Genomic DNA, 20,580 nt, shown 5'->3' with positions numbered 1-20,580 from the left:
TGCGCGGCGACCCGCGCCGCTCAGCCCTCGCCCCCGAGAGTGCCCGTGAGGCGCGCGTGGAAGTCGCTCGTGCGCGCGTTCATGCCGACCAGCTCGACCCGCTTGCCCAGTCGCTCGTACTTCGTCACGACCGCGTCGAGCGCGGCCACCGTCGAGGCGTCCCAGACGTGGGCGCCCGACATGTCGATCACCACGCGCTCGGGATCGCGCCGGTACTCGAACTGCGTGGTGAGGTCGTTGCTCGACGCGAAGAACAGCTCGCCCGAGACGCGGTAGCCGGCCACCTCGGCGTCGCCCTCCCCCGTCACCTCGCGGTCGACCCGCGCGAAGTGCGCGACCCGCCGCACGAACAGCACCGACGCGACGAGCACGCCCCCGATCACGCCGATCGCGAGGTTGTGGGTGGCCACCACGAGCGCGACGGTGGACAGCATCACGAAGGTCTCGCTCTTCGGCATGCGCCGCAGGGTCGAGGGCGCCACGCTGTGCCAGTCGAAGGCCTCGATGGAGACCATGATCATCACGGCGACGAGAGCGGCCATCGGGATCATCGCGACGAGATCGCCGAGCACGACCACGAGGATCAGCAGAAAGACGCCGGCGAGAAAGGTCGAGATGCGGGTGCGCGCGCCCGACGCTTTCACGTTGATCATCGTCTGACCGATCACCGCGCAGCCGCCCATGCCGCCGAAGAGGCCGGAGAGCAGGTTGGCGACGCCCTGCGCCCAGCCCTCGCGCGTCTTGTCGGAGTGGGTGTCGGTGATCTCGTCGACGAGCTTCGCGGTCATGAGCGATTCCATGAGGCCGACGAGCGCCATCGCGAAGGCGTAGGGCGCGATGGCGGCGAGCGTGCCCCACTCGATCGGAACGCTCGGGATCACCAGCTCGGGCAGGCTGCGGGGCAGCTCGCCCTGGTCGCCGACCGTGGGCACGTTGATGGCGCAGACCACCACCACGATCGTCACGATGATCACGGAGACGAGCGGCGCCGGCACGGCCTGCGTGATCCGGGGCATGAGCAGCAGGATCAGGATGCCGCCCGCCACCAGGGGGTACACAGCCCAGGGCACGCCGATCAGCTGGGGCAGCTGCGCGATGAACACGAGGATCGCGAGCGAGTTCACGAAGCCGACCATCACGCTGCGCGGGATGAACCGCATGAGCTTCGCCACGCCGAGCACGGCGAGCAGGATCTGGATCAGCCCTGCGAGCAGCACCGTCGCGATGAGGTATTCGGGCCCGTGCTCGCGCACCACGGGCGCAACGACGAGCGCCACGGCGCCGGTGGCGGCCGTGATCATCGCGGGCCGGCCGCCGAGGAAGGCGATGCTCGTCGCCATGATGAACGAGGAGAGCAGCCCCATGCGCGGATCCACGCCCGCGATCACCGAGAACGCGATGGCTTCGGGGATCAGGGCGAGCGCGACGACGATCCCGGCGAGCACCTCCCGCGTGAGCAGTCGAGGGCTGCGCAGCGCCGTGAGCACCGAGGGGTCGGGACGGTATCGGGCGCGCTCGGCGGCGTCCGTCTGGGGTGCGGTCAATTCGATTCCTTCGGGCGGATCGGGTGCGGGCGGCGCGGGCCGGCGACAAGGGCGGGTCTCGCAAGTCCTTGCGGTTGCGAGACACGCCCTAGCAGCCTAGCGACCTCGCCGGAGCGCGGGAGGATCAGCCGGTCGACGAGTAGACTGATCTACCTAGTTAGTCTCGAGAGGACCGCATGAGCTCCGCACCCGAACCCCCCGTCGGCCCGCGCCGGCCGGCACGCGCCCGCCTGCTCGAGGCCGCCGCGCGACTCTTCTACGCCGACGGCATCACCGCGACCGGCATCGACACGATCACCGCCGAGGCGGGCGTCGCGAAGCAGAGCCTCTACAACAACTTCTCGTCGAAGCAGGATCTGACCCGGGCCTACCTCGGCGCGAGGCACGACGAGTGGCTCGGCCTCTACCGCGCGCGCCTCGCGCACGCGCGGACGCCGGGCGAGCGGGTGCTCGCCGTCTTCGACGCCTACCTCGACCACGCCCGAGCCGCGTACCATCGCGGCTTCCGCGGCTGCGGACTGCTGAACGCCGCCGCCGAGCTGCCCGTCGGCAACCCCGCCCGCGACGAGGTGCGGCGCCACAAGGAGGAGGTCGAGTCGATCCTCGCCCAGCATCTGCACGCCGCCGGCGCGCCCGACCCGGCCGGCACCGCGGAGCACCTCTCGTTCCTGCTCGAGGGGGCGATGAGCCGGGCAGGACTCGAGGGCGGCCCGGAGCGACTGCTGCGCGCCCGCGGCATCGCGACATCGCTGTTGGGCGCCCGGTGACCCCCGCCGGCGCCCGGAGCACCGCCCGCGGGCGCAGACTCGCTGGCATCGCCGCGATCACCGCGACCTCGCTGCTCTGGGGCACCACGGGTACGGCCGCGACCTTCGCGCCCCAGGCCGGACCGCTCGCCATCGGCGCGGCCGCGCTCGGCGTCGGCGGCCTGCTGCAGGCGGCCGTCGCGGTCCCCGCGCTGCGCGCCGCACGCGGCCGACTCCGCGACCGGCGCGGGCTCGTGGCCACGGGGGCGATCGCGGTCGCCGTCTACCCGCTGGCCTTCTACAGCTCGATGCACCTCGCGGGGGTGGCGATCGGGTCGGTCGTGTCGCTCGCCTCGGCGCCCCTCGCCTCGGGCCTGCTCGAACGGGTGGTGGAGCGCCGGCCCCTGAGCGGCTGGTGGGCGCTCGCCGCCGCGCTCGGGATCTCGGGCGCGGCGCTGCTGTGCCTGTCGAAGCTCGGGCAGCCGGCGTCGACCGCCTCATCGACCGTCACGGGCGTGCTGCTGGGCCTCATCGCGGGGGCGGCCTACGCCGCCTACTCATGGGTCGCGCACCGCCTCATCGCGAGCGGTGTGAGCAGGGCCGCCTCGATGGGGGCCGTGTTCGGGTGCGGCGGGGCGCTGCTGCTGCCCGTGCTGGCGTTCACCGGGGCGCCGCTGCTCGCCTCTCCCCAGGCCGCGCTCGTGGCGGCCTACATGGCGCTCGTGCCGATGTTCCTCGGCTATCTGCTGTTCGGCTACGGCCTCGCCCGAGTGCCGCCGAGCACGGCGACGACGGTGACGCTGACCGAGCCGGCCGTCGCCGCGATCCTGGCGGTCGCGATCGTGGGCGAGCGACTCACCGCGCTCGGCTGGATCGGCCTCGCGGTCATCGGCGCCGTGCTGATCCTGCTCGCCCTCGCGCCCGCGAACGAGGTGATCGCGCCGCAGCCGCGCCGCTGACCCGTGCCGCTCAGCGCTGCGGGTGCCGTGACTCGGGGCCCGTGCGCTGGCTCAGCAGGTGCTCGAGCACTCCCCCGAGCACGTCGAGCCCGTCCGCCACGCCGCCGGGCGAACCCGGCAGCGTGATGACGAAGGTGCCGCCCGCGAACCCGGCCACGCCGCGCGTGATGAGCGCCAGCGGCGAGGAGGCGAGGCCCCGTCGGCGGATTTCCTCGATCAGCCCGGGCACCCGCGTATCGAGCAGCGGGTCGACCGCCTCGGGCGTGCGGTCCGTGCGCGAGACCCCGGTGCCGCCGGTGACGATGACGACCGCGCACCCGGCGGCGACGGCGTCTCGCACGGCCGTCGCGACGGGCCGGCCGTCGGGCACGACGGCCGGCGCCTCGGTCTCGAAGCCGCGCGACCGCAACCACTCGGCGATCACCGGGCCGGTGCGGTCGACCGAGCGACCGGCCGCAGAGCTCGTCGACGCGACCACCACGACGGCACGGCCCGGCGGCCGCACGCTCACGAGGCCTCCCAGTCGCCGCTCTTGCCGCCGGATTTGGCGAGCACCCGGGTGCCGGTGATCTCGGCGCGCTTGTGCACCGCCTTGATCATGTCGTACAGGGTGAGGGCGGCCACGCTCGCCGCCGTCAGCGCCTCCATCTCGACGCCCGTGACGCCGCGCGTGCTCACCTCGGCCAGCACGCGCACCCGGTCTCCCTCGGCCTCGAAGTCGACGGAGACGCGGCTGATGGGCAGCGGGTGGCAGAGCGGGATCAACTCCCACGTGCGCTTCGCCGCCATGATGCCGGCCACGCGGGCGGTGCCGAGCGCCTCGCCCTTCGGCAACCGCCCCTCCATGAGCTGCTGCACGACCCCGGGGAGGGTCACGAGCACCGCCTCGGCGCGCGCGGTGCGCTTGGTGACGGCCTTGTCGCTCACGTCGACCATGTGGGCGCTGCCGTCCTCGCGCAGGTGGGTGAGCCGCGGGTCGGCGGGGTCGGGAGCGGGGCGGGCTTCAGTCATGGATCCTCCAGACGACGACGGGGGCGTTCTCGGCGAGGAAGCCGATTCCGAGCGGGATCTCCGCGATCACCTCGGCGGTGGCGAGGCCCCGCAGCAGGTGGGAGCTGGGGCCGCTGAGCACGACCCTGCCATCGGGCGCGATCGTGCCGCGGCGCAGCTGCAGCTTGCCCTCCGGCGACTCCGCGTCGTGGGCGAGCGGGCGCTGTTCGCGCGGGCGCTCCGCCGGGAGCCCGGCGTGCTCCCGCAGCGTGGGCAGCAGGAAGAGCTCGGCCGAGAGCATCGCGCTCACCGGGTTGCCGGGGAAGCAGAGCGCGGGCAGCCGCGGGCCGGCGGAAGCCGCATCGGCCCCGCCCGAGGCGTCGAGGGCGAGCATCCCGAGCCCCTGCGGCCCTCCCGGCTGCATGGCGACCTTCACGAACCGGGCCCCGAGCGGTGCGAGGGCTTCGCGCACCACTTCGAACGCGCCCGCGCTGATGCCGCCCGACGTCACGAGCAGATCGGCCCACCGCTCGTGCGCTCGCAGTGCGGCCCGCAGCGCGCCGGGGCTGTCGTCGCAGCGCACCACCCGCACCTCGGCGGCGGCGGATCGCAGCGCGGCGGCGAGCATGGGCGTGTTCGCGTCGTGGATCCGGCCGGGGGCGAGGCCTCCGGGCCCTGCCTGCGGTGTGATCTCGTCACCGGTCGAGCAGAGCAGCACCCTCGGGCGGGGCGCGACCGGCACCTCGGCGATCCCGGCGGCCGCGAGCGCGCCGATGCGGGCGGGGGCGAGCCGCACGCCGGCGGGCAGGATCTCGGCGCCCGCGCCGAGATCGGAGCCGGCGCGGCGCACGAACTCCCCCGTCGCCACCGGCGCCGCGAACGCCACCGCCCCCTGCGGCGCCCCCCGGCCGGCCCGTGCGAGCGGCGGGAACTGCGGCGGCAGCGCGCGCTCGACGGGCACGACCGCGTCGGCGCCGGCCGGGATCGGCGCCCCGGTCATCACCGGAGAGGCGGTCCCCGGGGCATGCGCGACGGGGGCGTCGCCCGCGGCGGTCGCGATCCCGATCTGCAGCTCGACCGGCGCGCCCGGGGCGGCTCCGGCGAGGTCGACGGCGCACACCGCGTACCCGTCCATCTGCGAGTTGTCGAACGGCGGCAGGGGCATGTCCGAGACGAGCGCTCCCCCCGTCATCCGCCCGAGCAGCTCGGGATCGTCGAGCGCGACCGTCTCGGGCGCTCGGGCGCCCGCGCGCTGCAGCGCCTGCCGCAGCACGATGCGACAGGCGGCCGCGTGCTCGTCGGCGGTGCGCGCAGCCGCGCCCTCGACCCCCATCCCGTCGGAGCCGTGCCCCGGCTGCGATTCGGTCATCGTGCCGCCCGTCATCCGCCGGCGAACGGCGGCAGCACGTCGACCACGGATCCGCCGATCTCGCCGCCGTCGCGCCGCACCGTGCCGTCGACGAGGAAGGAGCCGCTGCGCAGCACCCGCCGCATCGGCGCGCCGTGGCGCTGCTCGAGCTCGGCTCGAAGCGCGTCGATCGTCGCCGCGCCGATCGGCTGCCATTCCTCCTGGTCGGCGCCCGCGGCCTCGGCCGCCGCGGCGAAGTACCGAACCGTGATGCCCGTCATGCTCTCCATCGTAGCCCGCGCCCGCCCCGCCCCCCAGATCTACAATGGCCCCATGACCCCCGCCGACCACGACCGCCCGGCTCCGCTCGTCGAACCGGGCGGTCCGCTCCCCGAGGAGCGGCTGCGCCGCGCACAGCGCCAGCTCCCGCTGCCCGGCTTCGGCGCGCCCGCTCAGGCCCGTCTGCACGCCGCCCGCGTGCTGGTCATCGGGGCGGGCGGTCTCGGCAGCGCGAGCGTGCCCTACCTCGCCGGGGCGGGGGTGGGCGTCATCGGGGTCGTCGACGACGACGAGGTCGAGCTCTCGAACCTGCACCGGCAGATCGCGCACGGCACCGCCGACCTCGGCCGCCCGAAGACCGAGTCCCTCGCCGACGCGGTCGGCAGACTCGACCCCGGCGTGCGGGTCGAGCAGCACCGCATCCGACTCGACTCCTCGAACGCGATCGAGCTGTTCGAGCGCTACGACCTGATCATCGACGGCAGCGACAACTTCGCCACCCGGTATCTCGCGAACGACGCCGCCGAGCTCACGGGCCGGCCGCTGGTCTGGGGGGCGATCCTGCAGTACCACGGGCAGGTCGGTGTGGCCTGGCACCGCCACGGGCCCGGCTACCGCGACCTCTTCCCCGCTCCCCCGCCACCCGAGGAGGTGCTGAGCTGCGGCACCGGCGGCGTGCTCCCCGGCCTCTGCGGCACGATCGGCTCCCTGCTCGCGACGGAGGCGTTGAAGCTCATCACCGGGCTGGGGGAGCCGCTCATCGGGCGGGTGCTGCTCTACGACGCGCTCGCGTCCCGGTTCCGCGAACTGCCCTACGGGCGGGATCCGCAGGCCGCCCCCGTCTCGGCGCTCGTCGACTACGAGCTCTTCTGCGCCGGGTCGGAGCCGCTGCCCGCCTCGGTCTCGGCCGAGGCCCTCGCCGCGGAGCTGAGCGGGGGCTCCCCGCCGCGGCTGGTCGACGTGCGCACGCCCGGCGAGCACGCCGCGCGCCGCATCGCGGGGTCGGCCGGGCTGCCTCTGGACGCGCTCGAGGGCTCGGAGGCGGCGCTCCCGTGGCATCCGGCGGAGGAGCCCGTCACGGTCTACTGCGAGCGGGATCCGCGCTCGATCCGCGCCGCCCGGGTACTCGCGAGCCGGGGCGTCGAGGCCCGCTACCTGCGCGGCGGGGTGGTCGCGCTCGCGGCGGTCGCACCCCAACTGCTGGAGGGCGGCGATGTCTGACCCGCTCGCCGGCATCACCGACCGACCCATCGACGAGGCGGCGGTGCGCGCGGCCGTCGAGGCGGCCGAGTGCGGCGCGGTGGTCGTCTTCCACGGCGTGGTGCGGGATCACGACGCCGGCGAGCGAGTGCGCTCGCTCGACTACAGCTCCCATCCCGACGCCCCGCGCATTCTCGCGGCGATCCTCGCCGAGGAGCAGCACGGTTCGGGTGTGCGGCTCGCCGCCGTGCACCGCGTGGGCGCGCTCGGCATCGGCGACGCGGCCCTCGTCGCCGCCGCGGCCTCGCCCCACCGGCGGGAATCGTTCGAAGCGATCGAGCGGCTCGTCGAGCGCATCAAGCGCGAGGTGCCCATCTGGAAGCGTCAGCACTACGCCGACGGCGTCTCCGACTGGGTCGGCCTCTAGGGTCTGTCTCGCCCGACGGGGAAGTTGCCGGCCGACCGGCGATCTCGCGGGCCGGTCCCCCGACGCCTCCGAGGCGCGGTCAGTCGCCCCTCCGCGGCCGCGATCAGGGTCGCCGCGACGGCGTCGACGTCGCTCTCGGTGGTCGCGCGGCCCAGCGAGAGGCGCAGCGCGCCGAGCGCGAGATCGGGGTCGAGCCCCATCTCGAGGAGGGTTTGCGCCGGGGTGTGCACCCCCGAGTGGCACGCGCTGCCCGTGGAGGCGCCGACCCCCGACGCGCGCTCCAGCACCTCGCCGCCGACGCGGCCCGGCATGGCGACCATGAGCGTGTTCGGCAGGCAGCCGTCGACGGGGCTGATCCGCACCAGCTGCGGCAGCCCCGCGACGAGCCGGTCCCACAGCAGCTCGCGCAGGCGGAGTTGGCGCGCCGACTCGTCGGCGAGCAGCTCTCCCGCGAGCTCGGCCGCCGCGCCGAGAGCCACGATCCCTGCCACGTTCTCGGTGCCCGGGCGGAGTCCTCGCTCCTGCCCCGCGCCGACCAGCACGGGCGCGATCTTCGTGCCGCGCCGCACGTAGAGGGCGCCGACACCCCTTTGGCGCGTAGAGCTTGTGGCCGGCGATGCTCAGCAGGTCGACTCCGAGCGCGTCGACCGAGACCGGTATCTTGCCCACGGCCTGCGCGGCGTCGGCGTGCACGACGCCGCCCGCCGCGCGCACCCGTTCGGCGACCTCGGCCACGGGTTGGATCGTGCCGACCTCGTTCTGCGCGAGGATCAGGGTGCCGAGCCCGAGCGGCGCCCCGGGCACGGCGCGCGGATCGACCCGGCCGTCGGCGTCGACGGAGAGCCGGTGCACCGCCCATCCCTCGCGCTCCAGCACGGCGATCGGCTGCGCCGTGGCCGGGTGCTCGACCACCGAGGTCAGCGCCGCACGCTGCTCGGCGAGCTGCGCCGCGCCCCTGATCGCGAGGTTGTTCGCCTCGGTGCCGCCCGACGTGAAGGTGATCTCGTCGGGGTGCGCGTCGATCAGCGCGGCGAGCTGCTCGCGGGCCGTGTCGACGGCGCCGCGCGCAGCGAGGCCCTGCGGGTTGGAGCTCGAGGGATTGCCGAAGCGCTCGGTGAGGTACGGGAGCATCGCGTCGACCGCCCGCGCCGCGATCGGGGTGGTGCCGTTGTGATCGAGATAGACCTGCTGCGACATACCCGCAGTGTAGCGGGGCGAAGCGAACTCGCAACGCAGCGGTCTGAGGCGTATTCATCGGCGGTCTCCCTATCCGCAGGGCAGCGGAGAACCACCGGCGAGTCCTGAGGAGAAACTGCTGGTGAGCGAGGTCCGGCTCCCGCGCCCGACGGACGGCCGGCAGTCCCGTTCAGCCGCCGATGTACGACATCTCGATGCGCGCGGGAGCGGCGGCGGGCGCGGCGCGGCCGCGCAGTTCGGAGTAGCGGTCGGCGCGCCGCGACCACACGCCCCCGAGCGCTCGCGCCACGTCGTCGTCGGACGCGCCGGAGCGCAGCACCGCGCGCAGGTCGAAGCCGCTGGAGGCGAACAGGCACGTGAAGAGCTGACCCTCGGCCGAGATGCGGGCGCGCGAGCAGTCGCCGCAGAAGGCGCCGGTCACACTCGAGATCACCCCGATCTCTCCGGCGCCGTCGCGATACCTCCACCGCTTCGCAGTCTCCCCCGCAGCGGCGGGGGAGACCGGCTCGAGCGGGTGCGCCTCGTCGATGCGGCGCACCACCTCGGCCGAGGGCACCACGTCGTCGAGGCGCCAGCCGTTCGAGGCTCCCACGTCCATGTACTCGATGAAGCGCAGCGGATGACCGGTGCCGCGGAACCGCTCGGCGAGCGGCAGGATCTCGTCGTCGTTCACCCCCCGTTTGAGCACGGTGTTGATCTTCACCGGAGCGAGCCCCGCCGCGTCGGCTGCGGCGATGCCCTCGAGCACCCGCTGCACGGGGAAGCGCACGTCGTTCACGGCGCGGAACCGCTCGTCGTCGAGCGAGTCGAGCGAGACGGTGACGCGCCGCAGGCCCGCGGCCCGCAGCGCCTCCGCCTTCACGGGCAGCGCCGACCCGTTGGTGGTGAGCGCCAGGTCGAGGGGCTGCCCGTCGGGGGTGCGGATCGCGGCGAGCGCGGCGACGAGATCCTCGATGCCGCGCCGCAGCAGCGGTTCGCCGCCCGTGAGGCGCAGTTTGACGACGCCGAGGGAGGCGCCGATCCTGGCCACCCGCTCGATCTCCTCGAAGCTGAGGATCTCGGAACGGTCGAGGAACTGGTAGTCGCGGCCGAAGATCTCCTTCGGCATGCAGTAGACACAGCGGAAGTTGCAGCGGTCGGTCACCGAGATGCGCAGATCGCGCAGGGGCCTGCCCCGGGCGTCCGAGAGCCCGATCGAGGGAAGCCGGCGCGCTCCCACGCCGCCCGATCCCCGCTCTTCCGGTCGCATCGCAGTCCTCACTCCGATCCTCACCCTAGCACCGGCGCCCGTGCGCCGAGGCGGGAGAAGGAGCGAGCGGGCCGAGCGCGGACGAGCGGCGGCGGGCGCGACGCCGAGGATCGAGCGGCGGGCCCGCCGCCTCAACCGGGCGGGAGCGGCACCGCGAAGGTCACGTCGGCCGCCCGCAGTTCGAGGCGCACCCGGGAACCGGGGGCGATCTCGGGATCGAGCGCGCGGCTCACCGGCACCTCGGCGACGAACTCGGGCCACTCCGCGAACGCGAGGCGCACGCCCGTGCGGCTCGCGGAGAGCGCCGAGACGGTGCCGGCCCAGACGGTGCTCGACCCATCCGAGTCGCCGCGGTCGCCGGGCATCGGTGCCTCACCGGCCCGCCGCCCGTGCGAGCTCACCCGCACCGCGGTCGGGTCGAAGCTCGCGACCGCGGTGAGGCCCGGTCGCGGCAGGGGCCCGGATCCGCGGATCCGGTCGACGGGTGCTCCCTCGAGTCGCAGCGAACCGCCCGTCGAGGCGACCCCGGCCACCAGCACCCTGCCCGCGAACTCGGCCGCGAAGCCGGTCGCCGGGGCCGAGAGCACCTCCGCGACCGCGCCGCTCTGCGCGATCCGCCCGCCCTCGAGCACCAGCACGCGGTCGGCGAGCGCGATGAGATCCACCGGGTCGTGGGTGACGAGCAGCGCGGGCACCCCGAGCCTGCGGATCTCGTCGGCGACGAGACGGCGCAGATCCTGGGCGCTCGAGACGTCGAGCGCCGCGAAGGGCTCGTCGAGCAGCAGCGCCCCCGGATCGGCGGCGAGCGTGCGCGCGATCGCCACGCGCTGCTGCTGCCCGCCCGAGAGTTCGTCCTCGCGGGCGGAGCCTCGGCCTGCAAGGCCCACCCGCTCGAGCCAGTCGTGCGCGACGCGCACGGCTCGCGTGCGCGGCACCCGCTGAGAGCGCGGCCCGAAGGCGATGTTGGCGGCGGCGTCGAGGTGCGGGAAGAGCCGGGCCCGCTGATCGAGGTGGCCCACGCGCCTCGCGGATCTCGGCAGGAGCGTCGTCGGCGATCCCGGCTCCCGGCGGCTCAGCGTTCGCCCGCCCAGCTCGACGCGGCCGGCGCTCAGCGGCAGGGTGCCCGCGACCGCCCCGAGCAGCGTCGACTTGCCCGCACCGTTCGGGCCGATCACCGCGACGATCTCGCCCGGGGAGACCTCGAACCGGGCGTCGAGGCGGAAGTCGCCGCGCGCCACCTCGATCCGGCATCGCAGTGCACCCGCGATCCCGCGGCCCGAGCCGCCGCTCACAGCGCGGCTCCCGAGCCTCGGGAGCGCATGCAGACGAGCGTCACGATCGCGACGAGCACGAGCAGCAGGGAGAGGGTGAGCGCCGCATCCTGCGTGACCCCGGCGCCGTTGAACGCGGTGTAGATCGCGAGGGGCATCGTGCGGGTGGTGCCGGGCGCGTTGCCCGCGAAGAGCGCGGTCGCCCCGAACTCGCCGAGGGCTCTCGTGAAGCAGAGGATGCCGCCGGCGGTGAGGCTGGGCGCGAGCAGGGGCAGCGTCACCCGCCTGAGCACGGTCCAGGGCCGGGCGCCGAGGCTCTCGGCCACCCGCTCGTACGCGCTCCCCTGACCCCGCAGCGCGCCCTCCACCGCGATCACCAGGAACGGCAGTGCGACGAAGGTCTGCGCGATGACCACGGCGGCCGTGGTGAACGGGATGCGGATCCCGAGCCCGAAGAGCCAGTCGCCGAGCAGGCCCCCGCGCCCCAGCAGGCTCAGCAGCGCGAGGCCGCCGACGAGCGGCGGCAGCACGAGCGGCAGCGTGACGCAGGCGCGCAGCGCGGCGGCGACGGCGCCCTCGGTGCGGGCGATGACGAGCGCGAGCGGCACCCCGAGCGCGAAGCAGAGCATCGTCGCCATCGTCGCGGTGCCGAGCGACAGCCCCAGCGCGCTGAGGGTGCCCGGGGCCGAGAGTGTCTCGGGCACCGCCCGCCAGTCCACGCGCAGCAGCAGCGCAGCGAGGGGAAGCAGCAGGGTGGCCGCGCCGATCGCGGCCGGCACCAGCACCCCCGCGGGCAGCCGCACACGCCGCGCGTCCCGGTCCGCCGCGGAGCGCGGGGCCGGGCGCCGCGCAGCCCGATCGGTCACGGCTCAGCGCGCGGGGCCGAAGCCCAGGTCTGCGAGGAGCTGCTGCACGCGGTCGGTGAGCAGGAACTCGGAGAAGGCGGCAGCCGCTTCGGGGGCGTCGGATCCCTCGATCGGCACCGCCAGGTAGTCGCCGGCGGCGTCCGAGGCGTCCTGGATCTCGATGCCGTCGACTTCGCCCTGACGTGGTGACGTCAGCGGTCGATTTGATGAATCGCTGCGCGATTCATCCTGAAAATCGCCCGCGCGCAGGATGTCGGAGAGGTAGACGAGCCCGGCGTCGGCCTCGCCCTCGCGCACCTTGGTGAGCACCGCCGTCACGTTCTGCTCCTCGCTCGCCGGCGCGAGCTCGACCCCGTCGCGCTCGAGCAGCGCGCGCGACGCATTGCCGCAGGGCACCTCCGCCGCGCAGATCACGGTGACCGGGGCGCCGGCGCCCGCTCGGGCCAGGTCGGCGAGCGTCTCGATGCCCAGCGGGTTGCCCGGCGCCACGGCGATCGCGAGCTCGCTCGCGGCGAAGGCCGTGGGCTCGCCGTCGTTCCGCGCCTCTGAGGTGATCTTCTCCATGTTCGGCGCGTCGGCCGACGCGAACACGTCGACCGGGGCGCCGCTCAGGATCTGCGTGGCGAGCACCGAGGAGCCGTCGTACGAGAACTCGATCGACACGTCGGGGTGCTCGTCGACGAACCAGTCGCCGATCTGTTCGAAGGCGGGCTCGAGCGAGGCTGCGGCGTAGACGGTGAGGTCGCCGCCGATCTGCGATGCGGGCGCCGGGTCGGGAGTGCTCGCGGGCCCCGACGGCTGGCCCGAGCCGCAGCCCGCGAGCGCGGCGGCGAGGCCCGCGGCGAGTGCGAGCGCGCCGATGCGGGTCGCGTCTCTGAGCGTCTTGGGATTCATGCCGCATCCTTCCGAGGGGTCTCGATGATCACGTTGGTGGCCTTCACGATCGCCGTGGCGCGCGAACCGACCTCGAGGCCGAGCTCGTCGACGGCCTCCCGAGTCATGATCGACACGAGGCGGTGCGGCCCGCACTGCGCCTCGACGACGGCGACCACGCCGTCGGCGTCGACCCGCGTCACGATGCCGGTGAAACTGTTTCGGGCGCTGCGCAGCACCGGGCCGTCGTCGCCGGTGACCGGTGCGAGCTGCTTCGCCCGCCCTGCGAGCGAGGCGCCCTCGATCACCTGCACTCCGGCCTCGTCGACGCTCGCCTCGAGCAGCCCCTGCGTCACCCAGCGGCGGATCGTGTCATCGCTGACGCCGATCAGACGCGCTGCCTCCCGGATCCGATAGTGCGACATGCCCCGATCCTACATCCGCACTTCCGCAGGCGCGGATTCCGAGCCCGGTTCGCGCACGCGGCAGCGGGCGGAAATCGCCCGCAGAACCGTACACGAGGCTGCCTCTCGCGCCGCCGCTACCGCACCACGATCCGGTTCACCCCGTCGATACGCCGCGTCCACCCTCGCGCATCGAGGTGCTCGAGCAGCGGGATCGCGACCCGACGCGTGGTATCGAGCGCGCGCCTCGCCCCGCTCGTGGTGAAGGGCTGCTCGAGCGACGCGAGCCGGCGCATCGCCTCGGCGGGGGCGGTGGGCAGCAGCACGATCCCGTCGCGCAGCCGCAGCAGCCGACCGGCGCGCTCCGCCGTGGCCAGCTCGCGTGCGCCGAGCCGCAGCCGCGAGAGGTCGTCGGCCTCGGGCGCCGCGAACGGGTGCTCGCGCAGCCGTCGCTCGAGCTGCGCCACCCCGGCCTCCGCCGCACCGAGGTCCACGCCCGTGCCGGGCGGTCTGAGCACCCCCGACCGCGATTCGAGCCCCGCCCGGCGCACCGCGAGCGGCAGCAGCGAAGCGTGCGGCAGCGGCGGATCGGCGCGCAGCAGCGCGTCGGCGGCGGCGCCCTCCGCGAGGCCGGGCGTCAGCGGATCCGCGCGCAGCTTCTCGGCCACCGCCTCGCGCAGCAGGCTCGCCCAGCGGTCGAGCGTGGGCGGATGCACCCACCAGGCGCCCGCGCGACCGACCGCCGAGAGCCCCTCCGGCACCGCCTCGAGCCCCGTCAGACCGAGTCGGCGCAGCTGCTCGACCGGCATCGCGCCGCGTCGCTCCACCTCGGCGAGGGCGTCCCCCGTGTCGGGGCGCGCGGCGAGCACGGCGGCCCGGCGGGCGCCGTCGCCCCGCCGCGTGAGCGCGGGCGGATCCGCGTCGAGCACCAGCGCCCCCGCGAACACGAAGCGGCTGCCGGGGCTGCGCAGCACGAGTCGGTCTCCGAGCTGCAGCGGCAGCGGCCGCTGCAGAGCGAGCCTCGCGTGATCGTCGCCGAACGGCCGCAGGCGAACGGGCACCGCCGCGGTGCCGATGTGCGCCACGAGCTGCTGCGGCGCATCGGCGAAGCCGGCCCCCGTGGTGCGCCGCACGTCGACCGCGTCGACGATCGGCCACGCGTCCGGCGTGACGAGGGCGTCTCCGCGGTGCGCGGCGTCGGCGGCGACGTCGCGCAGGTTCACGGCGACCCGCGCGTGGGGCGTCACCGCGGTCGCCGCCTCGTTCCGGCTGTGCAGCCCCCGCACGGCCGTCGGGTGCGCTCCCCCGTCGCCGATCAGCTGCAGGCGGTCCTCCTGGTGCAGCGTGCCCGCCGTCAGGCTGCCCGTCACCACGGTGCCCGCCCCCCTGATGGTGAAGGAGCGGTCGACCCAGAGCCGCACACGGGCCTCGGCATCGGGCTCGGGCACGGCCGCGAGCACGTCGTCGAGCCGCTCCACGACCTCGCCGAGACCGGTGCTCGGCGCCGCGCCACCCGACTCGTCGAAGCCGGCGGGCAGCGCCGAGACCACCACCGGTGCGCGCTCGAGCGGGGTGCCCGCCAGCGCGATCCGGGTCTGCTCGATCGTCTCGGCGACCCGGTCCGGCGCGCGATCCGCGCGCGTGATCACCACGAGGCCGTGCTCGATGCCGAGCGCCGCCACCGCGTCGCGATGATCCGACGACTGCGCCTGCCAGCCCTTGTCCGCCGCGACCACGAAGCACACCACGGGGGCGGGGCCGACACCCGCGAGCATGTTCGCGAGGAACCGCTCGTGGCCGGGCACGTCGACGAAGGCGACCTCGCGGCCGGAGGGCAGCCGCGTCCACGCGAAGCCGAGGTCGATCGTCAGGCCGCGCCGCCGCTCCTCGGCGAGCCGGTCCGGCTCCATCCCGGTGAGGGCGCGCACGAGGGTCGACTTGCCGTGATCGACGTGGCCGGCGGTGGCGACGACGTACATGTCAGCGGGACCCGAGCCCCCGCGGCGCGGAGCGCGGGGCGGCGCCCGCGTCGCCCAGCGCCTCGATCAGGCACTCCAGCAGCAGTTCGTCGTCCGACTCGGGAATGCAGCGCAGATCGACCAGGCAGCGCCCCCGGTGCACGCGGGCGACCACGGCGACGGCACCGGCCCGCAGGCGGGGCGCCATCGCCTCGGGCAGCTCGATCGCCCACCCCGGCAGCGGCACCCCGGGCGCTCCCCCGCCGCCCACGCGCCCCTCGTGGGGCACGACCTCGCAGGGCCCCTGCACCGCTGCGGCCAGGCGGGCGGCGAGCCCCTCGGTGCGCTCGCGCAGACGGGCGGGGTCGGCGTGCAGCGCCGCCTGCACAGGCGTCTCGGGGCCGCGCAGGGTCGCCTCGATCGCCGCGAGGGTGAGCTTGTCGCTGCGCACGGCGCGCGCGAGGGGATGCTTCGCGAGGCGCCGGATCGTCTCGGCCCGCCCCACCAGCAGCCCCGCCTGCGGGCCGCCGAGCAGTTTGTCGCCGCTCGCGATCACCACGTCGGCTCCGGCGCGCAGGGCGCCCGCGAGGTCGGGCTCGTCGGGCAGCAGCGCGTCGGGTCGCAGCAGGCCGCTGCCGAGGTCGACGACGAGCGGCAGCCCGTATGCGTCGGCGAGTCGGCGCAGCGCCGCCACGTCGACTCCGGAGGTGAACCCCTGCACGCGGAAGTTGCTCGGGTGGATCTTCAGCAGGCAGCCGGTCGCGGCGCCGATCGCGGCTTCGTAGTCGGAGAGGTGCGTGCGATTGGTGGTGCCGACCTCGCGCAGCCGGGCACCCGTGGTGACCAGCAGGTCGGGCAGCCGGAACCCGGCGCCGATCTCCACGAGCTCGCCCCGGCTCACGATCATCTCGCTCGGGATCGCGCGATCCCGTTCCGACGCCCGGGCGCAGACCGCGGTGACGGCGAGCAGCAGCGCTGCCGCGCCGTTGTTCACGATCAACGCGTCCTCGGCCTCGGGACAGGCCTGCAGCAGCGCCTCGCGCGCGCCCGCGCCCCGGGCGCTGCGCCTGCCGCTCACGAGATCCATCTCGACGTCGACGTAGCCGGCGGCGGCCCCGATCGCCTGCCTGGCGCCCTCCGACAGGGGCGCGCGGCCGAGGTTCGTGTGCACGATCACGCCGGTCGCGTTGAGCACGGGCACGAGTGACGCGGGCCGCTCGGCGCGCAGCGCGTCGACGACCGCCTGCTCGACCTCCTCGATCGGCACCCGGCCCTCGCGGGCCGCCCGCTGCCGCTCCTCGACGATGCGGCGGATCGCGGCGTCGCCGATCCGCTCCCGCGCCTCGCGCACCGCGGGGTGCGCCAGCAGCCGGTCGGTGCGGGGAATGCGCCTGCGATGATCCTCGTCGCTCATCGCGCCCCCTCGCCCGCTCGATATTCCCCGGTCGGCATATTGGCGGGGGCGGACGGGAATCGAACCCGCCAGCCCGAGATGCTCGGACTCACCGGTTTTGAAGACCGGGGGCCCACCAGGAACCCTGACGCCTCCACCGACGAGCCTACACTCCCGCGAAAGCGATGCGCGGGGTAGTCTCGGGGCATGGCTACCGAGCTGGATCCCGCACGACTCACCTCCTACGCGCACGGCGGCGGCTGCGCCTGCAAGATCCCGCCGGGCGAGCTGGAAGACGCCGTGCGGGGGCTCGTCGGCCAGACCGCGCCCCAGGTGCTCGTGGGGCTCGACGACGGCGACGACGCGGCGGCGGTGCTCGTGCGCGACGACCTCGCGGTGCTCTCGACCGCCGACTTCTTCACCCCCGTGGTCGACGACGCCTACGACTGGGGCCGCATCGCCGCCGCCAACGCGCTCTCGGACATCTACGCGATGGGCGGCACCCCCATCACGGCGATCAACCTCGTGGGCTGGCCGCGCGAGGTGCTGCCCATGGAACTGCTCACCGAGGTGCTGCGGGGCGGGCTCGACGTCGCCGCCGAGGCCGGCTGCCCCGTCACCGGCGGCCACTCGATCGACGACCCCGAGCCCAAGTACGGCATGGCGGTCACCGGTGTGGTCGATCCCGCGCGGCTCATGCGCAACGACGCGGCCGAGCCCGGCCTGCCGCTCACCCTCACCAAGCCCATCGGCGTCGGCGTGCTGAACAACCGGCACAAGCGCACCGGCGAGGTGTTCGAGCACGCGATCGCGCAGATGGTGCAGCTCAACCGAGACGCCTCGATCGCCGCCGTCGCCGCGGGTGCTCGCGCCGCCACCGACGTGACCGGCTTCGGCCTGCTGGGGCACCTCTACAAGATGTGCCGCGCCTCGGGCGTCGGCGCCGTGCTCGACTCGGGCGCGGTGCCGCTCATCGAGGCGGCTCGGGAATCGCTCGACGAGGGGTTCATCCCCGGTGGATCGCGCCGCAACCTCGACTGGGTGCGGCCCCACCTCGACATCGAGCGCCCCCTCTCCGAGGAGGAGCTGGTGCTGCTCGCCGACGCACAGACCTCGGGCGGGCTGCTGGTCGTGGGCGAGGTGCCGGGTTACCCGGTGATCGGCGAGACCGTCGCGGGAGCCGGCATCACCATCCGGTGACGGAGCCGCGGCCGAGCGGGCCCGCCGCCCCTAGGAGCACGCCACGCAGCGCTCGCGGAACGGCCGCGCCTCGAGCTGCCCCTCGGGGATCGGCCGCCCGCATGCCGGGCAGATCCCGTACTCGCCCGCCTCGAAGCGCCGCACGGCGGCGTCGGCCGCCCGGGCGTCCTCGCGCGCCGAGGCGAGCAGGCCGGCGAGCATCGACCACTGCGAGGAGAGCGTCACCCCCTCCGGATCGTGCTCGTCGTCATCCGACTCGCTGCGGCGAGCGCGGGTCAGCGCGTCGAGCTCGGCCTCGAGCCGGGCCGCGCGGGCATCGGTCTGCGCGCGCAGCTCGACGAGCCCCGCTCGCACCGCTTCGTCTCGCGTCACCGCTTCCCCCCTCGTCCCCGCTACTCGGCCGTGGTGATCGAGTCGTCGACGATCCCCGCGCGGCGGCGCGCCTCGAGCCGGCGCTTCTGCGGTTCGATGACGTATCGGGGATCCTTCGTGGAGTGGAGGCCGGCCTCGAGCACCGCGAAGCGGGTGAGCGCCGAGGCCGCGAGCAGCGCGACCCCCGAGACGACCGCGACCGTGCGGCTGCGCCCCGCGAAGACCGCGCCGACCCCGCCGACCGCGGCGAGACGCTTGCTCCACCGGTGCATCGCACCCGCGCTCCCGCGGTGCAGCGGCTCGGCGGCCACCGGATCCATGCGCCGCTCCATGAGCTCCGACGCGGCGAGCTCGGCCGCCGACCCGGCCACCGCCAGCACCCTCGCCGGCTTCGCATCGGCCACGGGCGTCGTCACCATGCCGAGGCCACCGGCGGCGAGGCTCGCCGAACTCACGAAGACGAACGAGAGATCCTCCTTCGCCGCGTTCCACGTGGGGTTCGCCGTGTTCGAGAGCAGCACGCCGGTGTAGGCGGCGAGCGGCGCCGCGAACACCGCGGAGACCACTCCCGCCGGCTGCTCGGCCAGATCGAGCAGTCGGCGCAGCGGCCCGAGCGGCAGCCGGCGCTTCGTCATGCGGTCGAACTCGGCGGCGGCCGCGACGCCGGCTCCGGCGCTGAACGCGCCGAGGATCCACGAGCCGACGCTCATCGGCGAGGTCACCTTGAGCGTGCGGAACATGTTGAGGAATCGCTCGGGCCTGCCCAGGTCGACGATGAGCGACACGGCGCCCGCGCCGGCCGCGGCGATCGCCGCGAGACGGCTGTTGCGGCGCAGCTTCGCGTTGCCGCTGAACTGCGCGCCCGCGGCCAGCAGCGACGACCCGCCCGCGACGCCGCCGAGAAACAGGTAGATGCCGATCGGCGCCTCCCACGGCGGCGGCTTCACGATGGGCCGGTCGTAGTAGGTGGCGAACTCGACCTCGGGCACCATGGCCATCTCGCGCGAGCCGTCGGTCGCCCCGGCGCCCCTGCCACCGCGGCGCTTGCGCCTGCCCCCGGACCGGCGCGGCTTCTCGGGGGGCCGGTAGCTGTCGAACTCCGAGAGGGTCACGAACGATCACCTTTCCACGCGGCGCGGTTCATCGACGCCCTCCGGTGAGGAACGCGAGCGCGACCGCGCCGATCATGCCGAGCGCGGCGAGACCGGCGCGCTTGTACATGCGGGGCAGATCCTTCGTCGCGACCTGCGGGTCCGGGGGCAGCCCGTACACCTCGGGCTCGTCGAGCAGCAGGAAGATCGACCCCGTGCCGCCCACGCCGTCGCGCTCGTTCGCGCCGTAGAGCCGCGCCTCGGTGAGGCCCTGCTTGTGCAGTTCGCGCACGCGGGCCCGAGCGATCTTCGCGAGCTCCTCGCGACTGCCGAACTTGATCGACGTGGTGGGGCAGGCCTGCGCGCAGGCGGGCGTCTGATCATCGGTGAGGCGGTCGTAGCAGAGCGTGCACTTCTGAGCAACGCCCGCGTTGCGGGTGGGCGCCTGCTCGCCGGGCACGAAGTCGCGGTTCGTCTTGGGCACGGCGATCCCGTCGCTGCGCCGCTCGATCACGCCGAAAGGGCACCCGGCCACGCAGGTGCCGCAGCCGTTGCAGATATCCTCCTGCACCACGACCGTGCCGAACTCGGTGCGGAAGAGCGCGCCCGTGGGGCAGACGTCGAGGCAGCCGGCGTTGGTGCAGTGCTTGCACACGTCCGACGACATGAGCCACCGGAAGTCGGGGGTGTCGGGCGGGGCGGTGTCGGCGCCCGACAGGTCTGCGGAGCCGTCGGCCCCTGCGCCGGTCGCGGGGCGCACCGTGGGCATTCCGAGGCTCACGAGCCGGCGCCCGCTCTCGCGCGCCTCCTCGATCCGCTCCTGCCCCTGCTCGATGAACGCGACGTGGCGCCAGGTGTCGGCGCCGAGCCCCTCGGAGTTGTCGTACGACGAGTCGGAGAGCTGCCAGTCGGAGTCGGCGGGGTTGCGGTTCCACTCCTTGCAGGCGACCTCGCAGGCCTTGCAGCCGATGCAGATGGAGGTGTCCGTGAAGAAGCCCTTGCGGGGGTGCACGTGCTCGTGGTGGGCGGCGTGCTCGGACTCCGTGAGCCTGCTCATCTCTGCGCCTCCTCGTCGTCGTCGTGCTGCGCCGGCGCCGCGCCCGGCGCATCGCCGGGATCCCCCGGGTGATCGTGCGACGAGTCCGGCCGGCGCTCGGTTCCAGGGTACCCGCGTCCCGCGTCGGAGGCGTCGGAGACCCCGGAGACGTCGGAC

21 protein-coding genes, 1 tRNA gene and 1 pseudogene are annotated in these 20,580 nt (G+C 74.6%); 5 read left to right on the top strand and 18 right to left on the bottom strand.

Annotation, left to right across the window (positions count from 1 at the left end; genetic code table 11):
- Positions 1-20: 20 nt before the first annotated feature.
- Positions 21-1,544, bottom strand: coding sequence for a SulP family inorganic anion transporter (locus tag Leucomu_RS03860; protein WP_128386411.1), 1,524 nt, complete (start codon positions 1,542-1,544; stop codon positions 21-23).
- 176 nt (positions 1,545-1,720) lie between these two features.
- Between Leucomu_RS03860 and Leucomu_RS03855 the strand changes: the two genes are divergently transcribed.
- Together Leucomu_RS03855 and Leucomu_RS03850 are read left to right on the top strand one after the other, a co-directional pair.
- Positions 1,721-2,311 (top strand): TetR/AcrR family transcriptional regulator, encoded by a 591-nt coding sequence (locus tag Leucomu_RS03855; RefSeq protein ID WP_017885367.1) that lies wholly within the window; start codon positions 1,721-1,723, stop codon positions 2,309-2,311.
- Positions 2,308-3,249: a DMT family transporter gene (locus Leucomu_RS03850; RefSeq protein ID WP_017885368.1), complete on the top strand. Its 942-nt coding sequence runs from the start codon at positions 2,308-2,310 to the stop codon at positions 3,247-3,249. The genes Leucomu_RS03855 and Leucomu_RS03850 overlap by 4 nt, the downstream gene beginning before the upstream one ends.
- A 10-nt stretch (positions 3,250-3,259) precedes the next feature.
- On the opposite strand, the gene Leucomu_RS03845 is transcribed toward Leucomu_RS03850, so the two are convergent.
- The 4 genes from Leucomu_RS03845 to Leucomu_RS03830 are packed head-to-tail and all read right to left on the bottom strand — an operon-like array spanning position 3,260 to position 5,868.
- Complete coding sequence (locus tag Leucomu_RS03845; RefSeq protein ID WP_017885369.1) at positions 3,260-3,760, bottom strand: MogA/MoaB family molybdenum cofactor biosynthesis protein; 501 nt, start codon at positions 3,758-3,760, stop codon at positions 3,260-3,262.
- On the bottom strand, positions 3,757-4,260 hold the full coding sequence (moaC, locus tag Leucomu_RS03840; RefSeq protein WP_017885370.1) for a cyclic pyranopterin monophosphate synthase MoaC: 504 nt from the start codon (positions 4,258-4,260) through the stop codon (positions 3,757-3,759). Before moaC ends, Leucomu_RS03845 begins: the two co-directional genes overlap by 4 nt.
- The gene (locus tag Leucomu_RS03835; protein ID WP_164884504.1) at positions 4,253-5,608 is read right to left on the bottom strand and encodes a molybdopterin molybdotransferase MoeA; all 1,356 of its coding nucleotides are present in this window, start codon (positions 5,606-5,608) and stop codon (positions 4,253-4,255) included. The genes moaC and Leucomu_RS03835 overlap by 8 nt, the downstream gene beginning before the upstream one ends.
- 11 nt (positions 5,609-5,619) lie before the next feature.
- Positions 5,620-5,868 carry a MoaD/ThiS family protein gene (locus Leucomu_RS03830; RefSeq protein WP_017885372.1) on the bottom strand — a complete coding sequence of 83 codons (249 nt, stop codon included), beginning with the start codon at positions 5,866-5,868 and terminating at the stop codon, positions 5,620-5,622.
- Positions 5,869-5,920: 52 nt separating this feature from the next.
- On the opposite strand from Leucomu_RS03830, the gene Leucomu_RS03825 reads away from it, so the two are divergent.
- On the top strand, positions 5,921-7,087 hold the full coding sequence (locus Leucomu_RS03825) for a ThiF family adenylyltransferase (protein WP_228407254.1): 1,167 nt from the start codon (positions 5,921-5,923) through the stop codon (positions 7,085-7,087).
- On the top strand, positions 7,080-7,493 hold the full coding sequence (locus Leucomu_RS03820; protein ID WP_128386408.1) for a molybdenum cofactor biosynthesis protein MoaE: 414 nt from the start codon (positions 7,080-7,082) through the stop codon (positions 7,491-7,493). The genes Leucomu_RS03825 and Leucomu_RS03820 overlap by 8 nt, the downstream gene beginning before the upstream one ends.
- Here the strand turns inward: Leucomu_RS03820 and Leucomu_RS15685 are convergent.
- The 10 genes and pseudogenes from Leucomu_RS15685 to Leucomu_RS03775 form a co-directional block, all read right to left on the bottom strand.
- Positions 7,490-8,062, bottom strand: coding sequence for an aminotransferase class V-fold PLP-dependent enzyme (locus tag Leucomu_RS15685; RefSeq protein ID WP_267128444.1), 573 nt, complete (start codon positions 8,060-8,062; stop codon positions 7,490-7,492). The genes Leucomu_RS03820 and Leucomu_RS15685 overlap by 4 nt on opposite strands.
- 82 nt (positions 8,063-8,144) lie before the next feature.
- Positions 8,145-8,624 (bottom strand): annotated as a pseudogene (locus tag Leucomu_RS15680) (aminotransferase class V-fold PLP-dependent enzyme); the annotation flags it as partial.
- A 235-nt stretch (positions 8,625-8,859) separates the two neighbouring features.
- Positions 8,860-9,909 (bottom strand): GTP 3',8-cyclase MoaA, encoded by a 1,050-nt coding sequence (moaA, locus tag Leucomu_RS03810; RefSeq protein WP_323368301.1) that lies wholly within the window; start codon positions 9,907-9,909, stop codon positions 8,860-8,862.
- A 161-nt stretch (positions 9,910-10,070) separates the two neighbouring features.
- Positions 10,071-11,231, bottom strand: coding sequence for a sulfate/molybdate ABC transporter ATP-binding protein (locus tag Leucomu_RS03805; RefSeq protein WP_128386407.1), 1,161 nt, complete (start codon positions 11,229-11,231; stop codon positions 10,071-10,073).
- Positions 11,228-12,013: an ABC transporter permease gene (locus Leucomu_RS03800; RefSeq protein WP_128386406.1), complete on the bottom strand. Its 786-nt coding sequence runs from the start codon at positions 12,011-12,013 to the stop codon at positions 11,228-11,230. The genes Leucomu_RS03805 and Leucomu_RS03800 overlap by 4 nt, the downstream gene beginning before the upstream one ends.
- 66 nt (positions 12,014-12,079) lie before the next feature.
- Entirely contained in the window at positions 12,080-12,970 is an 891-nt protein-coding gene (gene modA / locus Leucomu_RS03795; protein WP_128386405.1) for a molybdate ABC transporter substrate-binding protein, read from the bottom strand.
- The gene (locus tag Leucomu_RS03790; RefSeq protein WP_128386404.1) at positions 12,967-13,374 is read right to left on the bottom strand and encodes a TOBE domain-containing protein; all 408 of its coding nucleotides are present in this window, start codon (positions 13,372-13,374) and stop codon (positions 12,967-12,969) included. Before Leucomu_RS03790 ends, modA begins: the two co-directional genes overlap by 4 nt.
- 116 nt (positions 13,375-13,490) lie before the next feature.
- Positions 13,491-15,332, bottom strand: coding sequence for a selenocysteine-specific translation elongation factor (gene selB, locus Leucomu_RS03785; protein ID WP_128386403.1), 1,842 nt, complete (start codon positions 15,330-15,332; stop codon positions 13,491-13,493).
- Between the two features lies 1 nt (position 15,333).
- Positions 15,334-16,725 (bottom strand): L-seryl-tRNA(Sec) selenium transferase, encoded by a 1,392-nt coding sequence (gene selA, locus Leucomu_RS03780; RefSeq protein WP_128386402.1) that lies wholly within the window; start codon positions 16,723-16,725, stop codon positions 15,334-15,336.
- A gap of 40 nt (positions 16,726-16,765) precedes the next feature.
- Positions 16,766-16,860 (bottom strand) — tRNA-Sec (locus Leucomu_RS03775).
- A gap of 51 nt (positions 16,861-16,911) precedes the next feature.
- Between Leucomu_RS03775 and selD the strand changes: the two genes are divergently transcribed.
- Positions 16,912-17,904: a selenide, water dikinase SelD gene (gene selD, locus Leucomu_RS03770; RefSeq protein ID WP_017885383.1), complete on the top strand. Its 993-nt coding sequence runs from the start codon at positions 16,912-16,914 to the stop codon at positions 17,902-17,904.
- Positions 17,905-17,934: 30 nt separating this feature from the next.
- Here the strand turns inward: selD and Leucomu_RS03765 are convergent, their stop codons facing one another.
- From Leucomu_RS03765 to Leucomu_RS03755, 3 genes are read right to left on the bottom strand one after another with little or no spacing between them, the layout of a single operon-like run.
- Entirely contained in the window at positions 17,935-18,276 is a 342-nt protein-coding gene (locus Leucomu_RS03765; protein WP_017885384.1) for a TraR/DksA family transcriptional regulator, read from the bottom strand.
- A gap of 20 nt (positions 18,277-18,296) precedes the next feature.
- Positions 18,297-19,388 (bottom strand): NrfD/PsrC family molybdoenzyme membrane anchor subunit, encoded by a 1,092-nt coding sequence (nrfD, locus tag Leucomu_RS03760; RefSeq protein WP_017885385.1) that lies wholly within the window; start codon positions 19,386-19,388, stop codon positions 18,297-18,299.
- Between the two features lie 28 nt (positions 19,389-19,416).
- On the bottom strand, positions 19,417-20,424 hold the full coding sequence (locus Leucomu_RS03755) for a 4Fe-4S dicluster domain-containing protein (RefSeq protein WP_128386401.1): 1,008 nt from the start codon (positions 20,422-20,424) through the stop codon (positions 19,417-19,419).
- Between the last annotated feature and the right edge of the window lie 156 nt (positions 20,425-20,580).

The organism is Leucobacter muris, from assembly GCF_004028235.1.
Classification (GTDB): Bacteria; Actinomycetota; Actinomycetes; order Actinomycetales; family Microbacteriaceae; genus Leucobacter; species Leucobacter muris.
Note: the sequence above shows the minus strand (reverse complement) of the source record. Positions and strands in the feature narration are given on the sequence as shown.